Source organism: Mycolicibacter heraklionensis, assembly GCF_001021505.1.
Lineage (GTDB): Bacteria > Actinomycetota > Actinomycetes > Mycobacteriales > Mycobacteriaceae > Mycobacterium > Mycobacterium heraklionense.
Window position 1 is genome coordinate 1 of record NZ_LDPO01000026.1, and the last position, 13,557, is coordinate 13,557.

Annotated in this window: 12 protein-coding genes; 9 read left to right on the forward strand and 3 right to left on the reverse strand. The window is 68.0% G+C overall.

From position 1 onward, the window contains the following. Positions 1–204 precede the first annotated feature (204 nt). From alr to tsaD, 5 genes are read left to right on the forward strand one after another with little or no spacing between them, the layout of a single operon-like run. On the forward strand, positions 205–1,359 hold the full coding sequence (gene alr / locus ABW16_RS21085) for an alanine racemase (protein ID WP_082134261.1): 1,155 nt from the start codon (positions 205–207) through the stop codon (positions 1,357–1,359). Next, positions 1,349–2,455, forward strand: a complete 1,107-nt coding sequence (locus ABW16_RS21090) for an alpha/beta fold hydrolase (protein ID WP_047321154.1) — start codon at positions 1,349–1,351, stop codon at positions 2,453–2,455. The genes alr and ABW16_RS21090 overlap by 11 nt, the downstream gene beginning before the upstream one ends. Next, positions 2,448–2,909 (forward strand): tRNA (adenosine(37)-N6)-threonylcarbamoyltransferase complex ATPase subunit type 1 TsaE, encoded by a 462-nt coding sequence (tsaE, locus tag ABW16_RS21095; RefSeq protein WP_047321155.1) that lies wholly within the window; start codon positions 2,448–2,450, stop codon positions 2,907–2,909. The genes ABW16_RS21090 and tsaE overlap by 8 nt, the downstream gene beginning before the upstream one ends. After that, positions 2,906–3,982, forward strand: coding sequence for a bifunctional tRNA (adenosine(37)-N6)-threonylcarbamoyltransferase complex dimerization subunit type 1 TsaB/ribosomal protein alanine acetyltransferase RimI (locus ABW16_RS28050; protein ID WP_047321198.1), 1,077 nt, complete (start codon positions 2,906–2,908; stop codon positions 3,980–3,982). The genes tsaE and ABW16_RS28050 overlap by 4 nt, the downstream gene beginning before the upstream one ends. Next, positions 3,979–5,013, forward strand: a complete 1,035-nt coding sequence (gene tsaD / locus ABW16_RS21105) for a tRNA (adenosine(37)-N6)-threonylcarbamoyltransferase complex transferase subunit TsaD (protein WP_047321156.1) — start codon at positions 3,979–3,981, stop codon at positions 5,011–5,013. The genes ABW16_RS28050 and tsaD overlap by 4 nt, the downstream gene beginning before the upstream one ends. Before the next feature lie 13 nt (positions 5,014–5,026). Here tsaD and ABW16_RS21110 read toward each other — a convergent pair whose 3' ends face one another. Continuing rightward, positions 5,027–5,686, reverse strand: a complete 660-nt coding sequence (locus ABW16_RS21110; protein ID WP_233424835.1) for a C39 family peptidase — start codon at positions 5,684–5,686, stop codon at positions 5,027–5,029. A 239-nt stretch (positions 5,687–5,925) separates the two neighbouring features. Between ABW16_RS21110 and groES the strand changes: the two genes are divergently transcribed. The 3 genes from groES (at position 5,926) to ABW16_RS27900 (ending at position 11,007) form a co-directional block, all read left to right on the forward strand. Further along, positions 5,926–6,228: a co-chaperone GroES gene (groES, locus tag ABW16_RS21115; protein ID WP_047321158.1), complete on the forward strand. Its 303-nt coding sequence runs from the start codon at positions 5,926–5,928 to the stop codon at positions 6,226–6,228. A 90-nt stretch (positions 6,229–6,318) separates the two neighbouring features. Continuing rightward, positions 6,319–7,941 carry a chaperonin GroEL gene (gene groL, locus ABW16_RS21120; RefSeq protein WP_047321159.1) on the forward strand — a complete coding sequence of 541 codons (1,623 nt, stop codon included), beginning with the start codon at positions 6,319–6,321 and terminating at the stop codon, positions 7,939–7,941. Positions 7,942–8,442: 501 nt separating this feature from the next. Beyond that, a complete protein-coding gene (locus tag ABW16_RS27900) occupies positions 8,443–11,007 on the forward strand; it encodes a hypothetical protein (RefSeq protein WP_157864269.1) in 2,565 nt (854 codons plus the stop codon). Between the two features lie 200 nt (positions 11,008–11,207). Here ABW16_RS27900 and ABW16_RS21135 read toward each other — a convergent pair whose 3' ends face one another. Together ABW16_RS21135 and ABW16_RS21140 are read right to left on the reverse strand one after the other, a co-directional pair. Beyond that, positions 11,208–11,609, reverse strand: coding sequence for a hypothetical protein (locus ABW16_RS21135; protein ID WP_047321162.1), 402 nt, complete (start codon positions 11,607–11,609; stop codon positions 11,208–11,210). Positions 11,610–11,631: 22 nt separating this feature from the next. Next, positions 11,632–12,162, reverse strand: a complete 531-nt coding sequence (locus ABW16_RS21140) for an HXXEE domain-containing protein (protein WP_157864270.1) — start codon at positions 12,160–12,162, stop codon at positions 11,632–11,634. 153 nt (positions 12,163–12,315) lie between these two features. Between ABW16_RS21140 and ABW16_RS21145 the strand changes: the two genes are divergently transcribed. After that, entirely contained in the window at positions 12,316–13,416 is a 1,101-nt protein-coding gene (locus ABW16_RS21145) for a ferritin-like domain-containing protein (protein ID WP_047321164.1), read from the forward strand. Positions 13,417–13,557: the final 141 nt, after the last annotated feature.

A 13,557-nucleotide genomic window follows, 5' to 3' on the forward strand; every position in this document is an offset into this window, starting at 1 on the left:
CGTCGCCCGAACAGCCCCAGCCGACTCAACGTCTAGATGAACACCCGAACCCCGAAACCCCGTTTCGTGACCCATGCAGCACCGACCCCTTCCTGGTCAGGTGTTGCAGCGATCACTTGAGTCTGAGGCGTTACGGCCGATCAGACCGCACACTCGGCGCTCCGGCGGGCCGGTTTGGAGGGTTCTGGGACAATCGAGGCTGACATGACTGCCGTATCCCGAACGTCCGGTCTGCTCGCGCAAGCGCTGGTGGACCTGGACGCCATTGCCCACAACGTGCGGGTGCTGGCCGATCACGCCGGCGCCGCCGGGGTGATGGCTGTGGTCAAGGCCGACGGCTACGGCCACGGCGCAGTTCAGGTGGCCCGCGCCGCGCTGGCCGCCGGCGCGGCCGAACTCGGGGTCGCCACCGTCGACGAGGCGCTGACGTTGCGCGCGGCCGGCATCACCGCGCCGGTGCTGGCGTGGCTGCACGGGCCGCACACCGACTTCGCTCCGGCCCTGGCTGCCGACGTACAGATCGCCGTCTCCTCGGTGCCGCAGCTGGGCGAGCTGCTCGAGGCGGTGGCGCGTACCGGGCGGACCGCCACCGTCACGGTCAAGGCCGACACCGGTATGAACCGCAACGGGGTGGGCGCCGCCGACTTCCCGGCACTGGTGACCGCGCTGCGGCGAGCCGTCGCCGACGACGCGATCCGGGTGCGCGGCCTGATGTCGCATCTGGCTTGCGCCGATGAGACTGCTAGCCCGGTCAACGACATTCAGGCCCAACGCTTTTCCGGACTGCTGAGCGTGGCCCGCGAGCAGGGCCTGGAGTTCCCGGTCGCCCACCTGGCCAACTCGGCTGCCGCGATGACCCGCCCCGATCTGGCCTACGACATGGTTCGGCCCGGAATAGCCATGTACGGCCTGAGCCCCATCCCGGAGCGCGGCGATATGGGCCTGATTCCGGCGATGACGCTGAAATCGCTTGTGGTGCTGGTTCGTCCGATCAAAGCCGGGGAGGCGGTCTCCTACGGGCACACCTGGGTCGCCCCGGTCGACACCACCGTGGCGCTGGTGCCGATGGGCTACGCCGACGGGGTGTTCCGACCGCTGAGCGGACGGTTCGAGGTGTTGATCAACGGGCGGCGTCGGCCCAGCGTCGGGCGGGTGTGTATGGACCAGTTCGTCGTCGACCTGGGACCTGGCCCGGTCGACGTCACCGAGGGTGACGAGGTCATCCTGTTCGGGTCCGGAGCAGACGGCGAACCGCTGGCCCAGGACTGGGCCGACGCGCTGGGGACCATTCACTACGAGGTGGTCAACAGCCCGCGCGGGCGGGTCGCCAGGACGTATCGGGGCGCCGATGGCCGGTAATCGGCGCGGGTCCCGGCGGGCCGGTGGCTGGCTGGCGGGGATGGCCGGTCTGGCCGCCGTCGGCACCATCGCCGGAAGCACCATCGCCCGGTCGGTGACACGACGCACTACCGCCGAAGACGCTTACGCCGACGAGGATTTCGAGATCCTCGCAAACGACCACAGCTCGGTCGTGGTCACCGACGACGGGGTCGAACTGGCGGTGCGCGACACCGGTCCGCGCAACGCACCGTTGACGGTGGTGTTCGCGCACGGATTCTGTCTGCGGATGGGGTCCTTCCACTTTCAGCGGGCGCGGCTGGCAGCCGAGTGGGGCGATCAGGTCCGCATGGTCTTCTACGACCAGCGCGGCCACGGCGATTCCAGTGTCGCCCCACCGGGCACCTACACCGTGCCGCGACTCGGCCAGGATCTGGAGGCGGTGCTGCGGGCCACCGTCCCGCGCGGCCCGGTGGTGCTGGTCGGGCATTCGATGGGCGGCATGACGGTGCTGGCACACGCGCGACAGTTTCCCCAGCGCTACGGCAGCCGGATCGTCGGCGCAGCGTTGATAGCGTCTGCCGCCAAAGGGGTTTCCCGGTCCCCGCTGGGCCAGATCCTGCGTAACCCGGCGCTGGAAGCCGTGCAGTTCAGTGTGCGCTACGCACCGAAACTGGTGCACCGCGGCCGCGGGGCGGCCCGCGGGGTGATCGCACCGATCCTGCGCGCCGCTTCCTACGGCACCGACAAGATCAGTCCGAGCGTGGTGGCGTACTCCGAGGAGATGATGCACGCCACCCCGGTCGCGACCATGGTGGGCTTCCTGCACGCCCTGGAGGTGCACGACGAGAGTGCCGCGCTGGCGACGCTGGCCAAGATCCCGACCCTGGTCGCCTGCGGCGACCAGGACCTGCTCACCCCGCCGGGGTACTCGCGGGCGATGGCGGCCACGCTGTGGGATTGTGAGCTGGTGATCGTGCCCGGGGCCGGGCATCTGGTGCAGCTGGAGGAACCCGATGTCATCGACGAGGCACTGGTGCGACTGGTGGAGCGTGCCGCGCCGCGCCGTGCCATGCTGACTCACCGGTTACGCCGAAGGGCCGGGCGCAGTGGCTGATCCGCAGGAGGCGACCCTGGCCACCGCCGAGGACACTGTCGCGCTGGGAACTCGGCTGGGCGAGCAGCTGCGGGCCGGCGACGTGGTGGTGCTGTCCGGCCCGCTGGGTGCCGGAAAAACCGTGCTGGCCAAGGGGATCGCCGCCGCCCTCGACGTCGACGGCCCGGTCACCTCGCCAACGTTCGTGCTGGCCCGCGAGCACCGGGCCCGCCGGCCGAACAGCCCGGCGATGATTCACGTCGACCTTTACCGGCTGCTCGACGAGACGGGCCTGGACCTGCCGGCCGAGCTGGACTCACTCGACCTCGACACCGAACTCGACGACGCCGTCGTCGTGGTGGAGTGGGGTGAAGGACTGGCCGAGCGGCTCTCCGAACGGCACTTGGACATCCGGCTGGACCGCGCAGCGGACTCCGAGACGCGCACCGCGACCTGGCGGTGGCACACGCCGTGACCGGAGCGATTCTGACCATCGACACCGCCACCCCCGCCGTCACCGCGGGCGTGGTGGCCGCCGATCGGCACACCGTGTTGGCCGAGCGGGTCACCCCTGACGCTCGCGCGCACGCCGAACGGCTGACCCCCAATGTGCTGGGCGCACTGGCCGACGCCGGCCTGACCATGGCCGACCTGTCAGCGGTCGTAGTGGGTTGCGGCCCGGGACCGTTCACCGGCCTGCGGGTCGGGATGGCCAGCGCCGCCGCCTACGGCCACGCCCTGGGCATACCGGTGTACGGGGTGTGCAGCCTGGATGCGATCGGGGTGCGCACCACGGGGCCGGTCCTGGTGGTCACCGATGCGCGCCGTCGGGAGGTCTACTGGGCGCGCTATCGCGACGGCGCTCGGGTAGCCGGCCCGGCGGTGTGTGCCCCGGCCGGTGTCGATCCCGCCGATGCCGTCGCGGTGGCCGGCTCGCCGGCACACGCCGGGCTGTTCGACCTGCCGGTTCTCGACGCCACCTACCCGACCCCTGCGGGACTGGTTGCCGCGGTGCGGGATTGGAACGAAGCGCCGGAATCGCTGGTGCCGCTGTATCTGCGCCGCCCCGACGCCAAACCCCCGGCGACGGCCGCTGCACCGGCGACGCTGGGTGCGCTGGTGGACAGCGACGCGGAGCGCTGCGCCGAATTGGAAGCCCAACTGTTCGGCGGCGACGACCCGTGGCCGGCCGAGGCGTTCAGCCGGGCGATCGGAGCCCGCGACCACCACTACGTCGCCGCCCGGATCGGCGACGCCGTGGTGGGCTACGGCGGAATCGCGCGGCTTGGACGCACCCCGCCGTTCGAGTACGAGGTGCACACCATCGGGGTGGACAAGGCGCATCAGGGGCGTGGCATTGGGCGGCAGCTGCTCACCGACCTGCTGGAGTACGCCGACGGCGGCGTGGTGCACCTGGAGGTCCGCACGGACAACGCTGCGGCGATCGCGCTCTACCGCGACGTCGGCTTTGTCGAGACCGGACTTCGCAAGCGCTACTACCGCAACGGCGCCGACGCCTACACCATGCGGCGGGGAGCTGTCTCATGACCATCGTCCTGGCGATCGAATCCTCTTGTGACGAAACGGGTGTCGGCATCACCCGGCTGGAAGCCGACGGCACCCTGACGCTGCTGGCCGACGAGGTGGCCTCCAGCGTGGAGGAGCACACCCGCTTCGGCGGGGTGGTGCCCGAGATCGCGTCGCGAGCACATCTGGAGGCGTTGGGCCCGACCATGCGCCGGGCGCTGGCGGCAGCGGGGGTGGACAAGCCCGACGCAGTGGCGGCCACCATCGGGCCGGGTTTGGCCGGTGCGCTGTTGGTGGGGGCGGCCGCAGCCAAGGCCTACGCGGCGGCCTGGGGAGTGCCGTTCTACGCGGTCAACCACCTGGGCGGGCACCTGGCCGCGGACGTCTACGCCCATGGCCCGCTGCCCGAGTGTGTGGGCCTGCTGGTCTCCGGCGGCCACACCCATCTGCTGTATGTGCGGTCGCTGGGGGAGCCGATCGTCGAGCTGGGCAGCACCGTCGACGACGCCGCGGGGGAGGCCTACGACAAGGTGGCCCGGCTGCTCGGGCTGGGCTACCCGGGCGGGCGGGCGCTGGACGAGCTGGCCCGCACCTGCGGCCGGAAGGCCGCGGAGATCCCAGTGTTCCCGCGCGGCATGACCGGCCCGCGCGATGCCCCGTACACGTTCAGCTTCTCCGGGCTCAAGACGGCCGTCGCCCGCTATGTGGAGCGCAACCCCGACTTCGTCGCCGCGGATGTGGCGGCCGGTTTCCAGGAGTCGGTCGCCGACGTCTTGACGGCCAAAGCGGTGCGTGCGGCCACGGATCTCGGGGTCGGCACCCTGCTGATCGCCGGCGGGGTGGCGGCCAACTCCCGGTTGCGCGAACTCGCCGAACAACGCTGTGCAGCAGCGGGGTTGACGCTGCGCATCCCGCCGTTGCGGCTGTGCACCGACAACGGGGCGATGATCGCGTCGTTCGCGGCACACCTGATCGCCGCCGGGGCGGCGCCGTCACCGCTGGACGTAGCCACCAACCCGGGCCTGCCGGTGGTGCAAGGCCAAGTGGGCTGACCGAGACTCGCCGCTAAATTTTGGGCTCCCACGGCAGCGTGCGGTACCCGGTCGCCTGGGTGACGATCAGCAGGTTGTCGCCGGTCGCCCAGGCCTGGGTGAAGGTGGTCATCGGGATCTGCTCGTCACGGCCGGTGGGGGTGCCGCTGTCGTTGAGGTGCACCACATTGTTCGCCGTGTCGACGCCGGTGACGACGACGGCGTGGTCGGCCTGGCTGCGCTGGCCCTGTCCGGCCGGGTAGTTCCAGATGGTCTCGGCGTTGAGCCCGGCGATCACCTTGTGGCCGGCCGCCAGATCCTGCTCCAGGGCCGTCATGGTGTTGCCGGAGGTCAGCTCCGAGGTGACACCGTAGTTGCTCAGCAGCACCACCATGTCCTGCGGCGACGTGCCGTCGAATTCGTAGACGCTGCCCTGGTGGTCGCTGCTCGGGGTGAACAGGCCGCGCAACTCGATGCCGATCTGCAGCGGTTCATGGCCGGTGAGCTGACCGACCACGTCGGCGACCGCCATCAGCCCACAGTCCTCCTGGTGTTGATAGCGCCAGTAGGGCGCGGCGGCACCCGGGTCGCCGTACATCCGGCCGTTGGGGTCGGCGTGAACCGGCCCGGCAACGCCGATGGCGACGGCGGTGATCAGGGCGGCTGCCCCGGCGGAGCGCATGGTGGTCAACATGTGCGCCATTGTCGGTTCGCTTCCTGGATGCAGACTGGGAAATAATCCCGGCACCGGGGTCACCTTGAGTGCTAGCACTCTCATGTATAGAGTGCTAGGTGGCAGTCGCTCGAATTCTCGCTCGGCACCCGCGACGACGACGCGAGGGCTCGCACGAATGCCGAACACCTTAAGTAAGTACGTTCCGATGGGCTCGGCAAGCGCCGGGTCGCATCCAGACAATGTGGAGGGCTCCAATCGTGGCGAGCGTGAACATCAAGCCACTCGAGGACAAGATCCTCGTTCAGGCCAACGAGGCCGAGACCACGACCGCTTCCGGTCTGGTCATTCCGGACACTGCCAAGGAGAAGCCGCAAGAAGGCACCGTCGTCGCTGTCGGCCCCGGCCGGTGGGACGAGGATGGCGACAAGCGGATCCCGCTGGACGTCAAGGAAGGCGACGTCGTCATCTACAGCAAGTACGGCGGCACCGAGATCAAGTACGGCGGCGAGGAGTACCTCATCCTGTCCGCGCGCGACGTGCTGGCGATCGTCGGCAAGTAGCCACAAGCAACCACCGTGCCCGCCCCGGAGATCCCCGTAATACGGGTGATGTCCGGGGCGGCACGCGTAGAGAAAAGGGCTTAAACAGCTATGAGCAAGCAGATTGAGTTCAACGAGGCCGCGCGCCGGGCGATGGAAGCCGGCGTGAACAAGCTCGCCGACGCAGTCCGGGTGACACTGGGCCCGCGCGGCCGCACGGTGGTGCTGGCCAAGTCCTTCGGCGGCCCGACGGTGACCATGGACGGCGTCACCGTGGCGCGCGACGTGGACCTGGAGGACCCGTTCGAGAACCTCGGCGCACAGCTGGTGAAGTCGGTGGCCACCAAGACCAACGACGTGGCCGGCGACGGCACCACCACCGCCACCGTGCTGGCCCAGGCCATCATCTCCGGCGGACTGCGCAACGTCGCGGCCGGCGCCAACCCGATCGCACTTGGTGCCGGTATCGCCAAGGCAGCCGACGCGGTGTCGCAAGCGCTGCTGGCCGCGGCCACCCCGGTCTCGGGCAAGGAATCGATCGCGCAGGTGGCCACCGTGTCCTCGCGCGACGAGGAGATCGGCGAGCTGGTCGGCGAGGCGATGACCAAGGTCGGCAGCGACGGCGTGGTCAGCGTGGAGGAGTCCTCGACCCTGTCCACCGAGCTGGAGATCACCGACGGTGTCGGCTTCGACAAGGGTTTCCTGTCGGCGTACTTCGTCACCGACTTCGACTCGCAGGAAGCCGTCCTCGAAGACGCCCTGATCCTGCTGCACCGCGACAAGATCAGCTCGCTGCCGGACCTGCTGCCGCTGCTGGAGAAGGTCGTCGAGGCAAACAAGCCGCTGCTGATCATCGCCGAGGACGTCGAAGGTGAGCCGCTGTCGACCCTGGTGGTCAACGCAATCCGCAAGACGCTCAAGGCCGTCGCGGTCAAGGCGCCCTACTTCGGCGACCGGCGCAAGGCGTTCCTGGAGGACCTCGCGGTCGTCACCGGCGCCCAGGTGATCAACCCCGACGTCGGCCTGACGCTGCGCGACGCCGGTCTGGACGTGCTGGGCACGGCACGCCGGGTGGTGGTCAGCAAGGACGACACCGTGATCGTCGACGGTGCCGGGACCGCCGAGGCCATCGCCGGCCGGGTCAAGCAGCTGCGCGCCGAGATCGAGGCGACCGACTCCGACTGGGACCGCGAAAAGCTCGAGGAGCGGCTGGCCAAGCTGGCCGGCGGCGTGGCCGTGATCAAGGTCGGCGCGGCCACCGAGACCGCACTCAAGGAGCGCAAGCACCGGGTCGAAGACGCGGTGGCGGCGGCCAAGGCTGCGGTCGAGGAGGGCATCGTCACCGGCGGCGGCGCGGCGCTGGTGCAGGCCCGCGCGGCGCTGTCGGAGCTGCGGTCCTCGCTGACCGGCGACGAGAAGCAGGGCGTGGAGGTGTTCGCCGCTGCGCTGAGTGCGCCGCTGTACTGGATCGCCACCAACGCCGGCGTGGACGGTGCCGTGGTGACCAGCAAGGTCGCCGAGTTGCCGGCCGGGCAGGGCTTCAACGCCGCGACGCTGTCCTACGGCGACCTGGCTGCCGACGGCGTCATCGACCCGGTCAAGGTGACCCGCTCCGCGGTGCTCAACGCCGCGTCGGTGGCGCGGATGGTGCTGACCACCGAGACGGCGGTTGTCGAGAAGCCCGTCGAGGTCGACGCGCACGCTGGCCATGGGCATCACGGGCACGCCCACTAGATAGTTCGCACGCAACACCCTCGGTCCGCTTTGGGCCGGGGGTGTTGCGCTTTCGGGCCACCGCCATGACACGCCAGCGCAACATCTGGTCATGGTTGGCCATTCCATTACGCCCACAACAGACCACGGGCTTGCATTACCTGACGATGCGGCAATGACGTCGAGGACGCCATCCGCTCCAACTCAGCCCTCTGTTCTAAGGTTGCCGACAACGCCGCAGCCACCATCATCAAAGCCGACAACCAAATAGCCAGACTATTTGACCGACACACCAGTAGGGCGGTGAATAAGTTTACCGCCATTGTTCTGGGGACTGCTGTCCGCTATGTTGTGCCTGCGTCTGACTCGGTTCCACTGCCGAGTCGCAGCCGACGGAATGGGGGCAGCCTGATGACCGCTGCGTACAAGAACAATGGAGCACGTCAAGTGTTTGCTAGCGGCGTGGCAACCGCAGGGGCGCTGAGTGCTCTGTTCGCTTTCGGGATGGCCCCGGGGTCAGGTATGCCCACTGCCCGTGCGGACTTCGGTTTCGACGAGGCGATCGATTACGTTCTGGCGTCACTGGGTGTGCAGACGACTCAGTATGGGGACTGGGCGGATCTGGCTGGCCCCCTCGGTCTCACCGTAGGAGTCGCTGAATCTGATGTGATGGCCGGTCTTGGTGCTGCCGCAGATCTGGGCAGCTTTTACGACCAGGTCCACCAGATCGGTGAGGGCCTCATTCCGATCTTCAGCTTCGTCAACCCGTTGTTCGCCTTTGACAATCATTGCGGCCTGATCTGCAACGGCGTGGACGCCAGTGTCAATGTCGACGGCACAATCACGCAGGCCGGCGACGGCGGTTGGCTCTTCGGTGATGGCGGCGACGGCATCTATGGCTCCGACGGCGGTGCCGCCGGTCTGTTCGGCGATGGCGGTGACGGTGGCGCGGGGATCGCCGCCACGATTGGCCTCGGCGGCGAGATCGATGGCTCAGCTGTTGACGGAGGCACTGGGGGTGCCGGTGGTGCCTTGTTTGGTAACGGCGGTGCTGGCGGTGACGGCGGGGCAGGTCTCACTGGTGCAGATGGTGCCACCGGCGTTACCGGAGGAGATGGCGCCGCTGGTGGTAATGGGGGCAACGGAGGTATCGGCGGTTCCCTCTTCGGTAACGGTGGTGCAGGTGGCCACGGCGGACGCGGTGGCGATGGCGGTGCTGGTGGTGCAGGTTCCACTGGCGCTGTCGGTATTGCTGGCGTCAACAACGGCGCGGGAGGCGATGGTGGCGCAGCGGGCAACGGCGGCAGCGGCGGCGCAGGAGGCCGGGGCGGCAGCGGCGGCGCAGCTGTAAACGGGGTCGCTGGGGTCAACGGCGATGGCGGCACCGGCGGAAACGGTGGCAACGCTGGCGCGCCGGGCAGCGGCGGCGATGGTGCAGCAGGCATATGGGGGTTGGCCGGAAGTAACGGATTGTTGGGGGCTGGCGGTGATGGCGGCAACGCGGGCGCGGCCAGCGCCGTCAACGGTCACGGTGGTGCAGGCGGAGCAGCCGGCCATGGAGGGACCGGCGGAGCGACTGGCGCCGCGGGCACGGATGGCGACGCTGCTGGCGACGTAGCAGTTCACGGTGGCAATGGCGGTGCAGGTGCAGCTGGAAATGCGCTCAATCCTTACGGCGGCAACGGCGGATCTGGCGGTAGCGCTGCGGGCTACGCGGCACAAGACGTCACCGGAGGTAACGGCGGTGCCGGTGGCGCGGGCTGGGCCGACACCAGTGGGAATTCGCCTTCTTCAGGTTCAGCTGGCCCGTCCGGTCCTACCGGATTTAGCTCGGGCGGAGGCGGGGGCAACGGAGGTGCAGGTGGAAACGCCACAATCTTGAACATTTCGTCCGCGTCAACGGCGACAGCCGGCAACGGCGGCGACGGTGGGGCTGGAGCCGGCTACGGGTACGGAGGGGCCGGCGGCAATGGCGGCAACGCGTTCACCAACGGAACCGGGCAAGTCGTCGCTGGCCGAGGCGGATCAGGCGGAAACGCTACCGGCGATGGCGACAGTGCCAATGGCGCCTCGTGGTTCAACCAGGGCAGCGGAGGGGCCGGCGGAGCCGGCGGTCAAGCGATCATCGATAACGGCACTAATGTTCATACCGCTATTGGTGGGGAGGGTGGATCTGGCGGCCAGGGCACAACAGGCGTCGGTGGATCCGGCGGAATGGGCGGGTCCGCAGTGATCAGCAGCAGCGCCTCCACAGCCGATGCAATCGGAGGATCCGGCGGAGTCGGCGGTGGTGCCTTAACCGGCGGAGGTAGCACCGGCGGTTCAGGCGGGCTAGCCGTCAATTACGGATCCGGAGATGCAACTGGCGGCATCGCCGGCGCAGCGGGCGTTGGCCTCAGCTCCGGCGCATCTGGCGGCAACGGTGGTGCTGCAATCAACTTCGGCACCGGAAACGCTATTGGCGGCGATGGTGCAAATGGAACCGCGGGTGGCAGCCCGGATAGCTATGGGGGGTCAGGCGGTTATGGCGGCAGCGCGGCGATCCAAAACAGCTCTTCAGGGGCTAGCGCCGTAGGCGGCAATGGAGGAGCCGGCGCTACCGGATCCACGGGTGGCAGCGGTGGTGTGGGTGGCAACGCGTACACCGAAGGAACGGGACACGTCATTGCCGGTAACGGAGGGGACGGCGCTGCCGGCACTGGGACTAGCGGATCGACCCCTTCTGGCGGCACACGATACTTCTATGGAGGATCCGGTGGGGCGGGCGGTTCCGCGGCGATCGCAAACACCGCCAACACTAATTCGGCCGTAGGCGGTACCGGCGGTGACGGCGCAAACGGTAGCTTCGGCGGCGCTGGAGGCGCCGGAGGAAACGCCACAGTCAATGGATCAGGGATGGCTACTGGCGGCAACGGCGGCGACGGCGGTGACAGCAGTGCGATCAATGCGAGCGGGGGAAATGGCGGCAATGGAGGGAATGCCATCGCTCCTCATGTCGGTAGCGCGATGGGCGGTGACGGTGGGAGCGGCGGTAAGGGCGCATACCCTGGCGCTCCGGGGCAACACGGAAGCGCGAGTTCTGAGTAGCTCTCGCGCCAATTGCGGCACTTCTAGCGAGCACACAGCGACCTTTATCCGGCCAACCCGAGAGGCGTCTCGCTGATCTGGCCAGCGAAGGGGCTAGCCGATTAACGTGCTCGGCGACCATCTCGGCCACTGAATCGTAGTTGTGGCTCCGGCCCCGCGCGCCCACCGATGACGACACCGCGAGGCCGGCGGGCGGTGCCTCAGAGTCCGACGATAACAATGATCACCCCGACCACGATCGACACGGCGAGGGACACCAAGAGGAAGCCGACGATCCCTTCTTTGTCCGCTGATGTCGCATGGTCACCCGCCGCGATCGGGGCGAATTTCCGGCCGGCGCCCCAGGCCGCCGCGAGCAGTGTCGCCAGCCAGTTCGCGTAGGCGGCGTAGACGATCAGTGCGACTGCCGTAACTCCCCACGCGTTGGGCAGATGGATGTGTGGCCACAGTAGGCCCAACAGCGCCAGGAACATTCCGTTGAGCGTCGCCTCCAGATGGCTCGACAGCGCCATGCGCGGGTTCTTGCACACCGGAATGGCGAGCCCGGTGAGCAGGCCGAGCAGGAACAGGACCAATCCGAGCTTGAACAGCACTGTCTGCATGTCAGAAGCGTAGGAGTCCGGGTCAGACGGCGAAGTGAAACAGCCCGTACCAAACGACAAAGGCGAACAGCGCCAGACCGCCCAGTAGGGCCAGGGTGAACTGGCGGCCGGTGAGGACCTTCTCCTTGACGGTGACGGTCCCGACCACCAGGCAGATCGGGTAGTAGAGCAGCATGGCGGTGACGACGCCGGGCGAATACCGATCGAGGGCTGGCGTCATCGCCAGATGAAAGAGTGCGTCCCAGAACAGGTTTGCGCTGGCGAAGGCGACCAGTGCAGCGCTGCGGGCCAGGGTCTGCTTGCGGTAGTTCGCATAGACGAGCGTCACCAGGATCGCCATGAAGGCGACGTTGTTGGCGGCGAAGGCGGCATCGTCGAAGCGGCCGTGGACGTCCTGGGTGACCCAGGCGGGAAATCCGCCGAGGTATTCCTCGACGATGTGCAGGAGGTAGGCGGCCGGCATCAGCCAGATGACGCTCCGGAAGCGCGGCAGCGGCAGGTTCGCGCTGGGTCCGGCCGCCGCAGGCTGTCGTTGCGTGTCGTTGCCGTCCATGCCGCCGATCATCGCTCACTGCGGGGCCCACAGTGGCGGTTCGAGCGGGACCGCGGCGGATTCCCGCCCGGCATGCTTGACGCGCCGCCGCGCGCGGCGCAGTGTGATACACGTCATGAGACCACTGGTCACACCCGGTAAAGGCGGCAGCGCATGACCACAAGGGACAAGTACACCGAAGTGCCCACGCCCTACTCGTGGGAGGTCGCCAGCGCCGGCGACGCGCGCTTCACGTGGGAGTACGACGACGGGCGGGCCCGGCTGCTGTCGCTGTACCAGAAGGGCAAGGACAAACAGTGGGACGCCCAGTCACGCATTGACTGGTCCCAAGACGTGGACCCGATGAACCCGATCGGTCTGCCCGACGAGTTCCATCCACTGTTCGGCAGTCCGATGTGGGAGTCCGCGGACGACGCACGCCGGGCCGAGATGCGCCAGCACTCCCAGGCCTGGCAGTTCTCCCAGTTCCTGCACGGTGAGCAGGGCGCGATGGTGTGCGCGGCCAAGATCGTCGAAGTCGTCCCGGATCTGGACGCGAAGTTCTACGCGGCCACCCAGACCATGGACGAGGCCCGGCACGTCGAGACATTCTCGCGGTTCCTGCAGGAGAAGATCGGCATCGTCTACCCGATCAACAAGAACCTGACCGCACTGCTGGACGACACCCTGCGTGACTCGCGCTGGGACATGCCCTATCTGGGCATGCAGGTCCTCATCGAGGGGCTGGCACTGGCGGCATTCGGGGTGCAGCGCGATCTGGCAGCACCGGACTCACTGGCCAAGAAGGTACTGGCCTACGTGATGCAGGACGAGGCCCGCCATGTTGCCTTCGGTCGAATCTCGTTGAAGGACTACTACTCTGAGCTCACTGACTCTGAGCGGGACGAGCGCGAAGAGTTCGTCGTGGACGCCTGTTACCTGATGCGCGACCGATTCCGCGGCGAGGAGGTCTTCGAGACCCTCGGCATGAACGTCAAAGAGTGCGCGGAATGGGTCGACTCGTCACCGCTGATGATCCAGTTCCGTTCGCACCTGTTCAGTCGCATCGTGCCGATCGTCAAGGACATCGGGTTGTGGGGTCCCAAGGTGCAGAAGGCGTTCCGGGACATGGGTGTGCTCGACATGGGCGGCTTCGACATCGAGGCGTTGATGAAGGCCGACGAGGATCAGGCCGAGTCACTGGACAGGGCGCACGCCGAGATGGCCGCGCGGGCCGTCGAGGTCAACGAAGTGATCACGGCGGGCGCGAGTTAGCAGCGTCAGGGGAAGGCTAATGCATTGCATTGGTTATCAATTCATTTTCCGGTCCAATGGCGAATAGAAGCGATGGGTGATTAGCCACCGCGCAGAACGGGTATGAATCCTCCGCGGCGTCGGCCTCGACGGCGCTAAGGG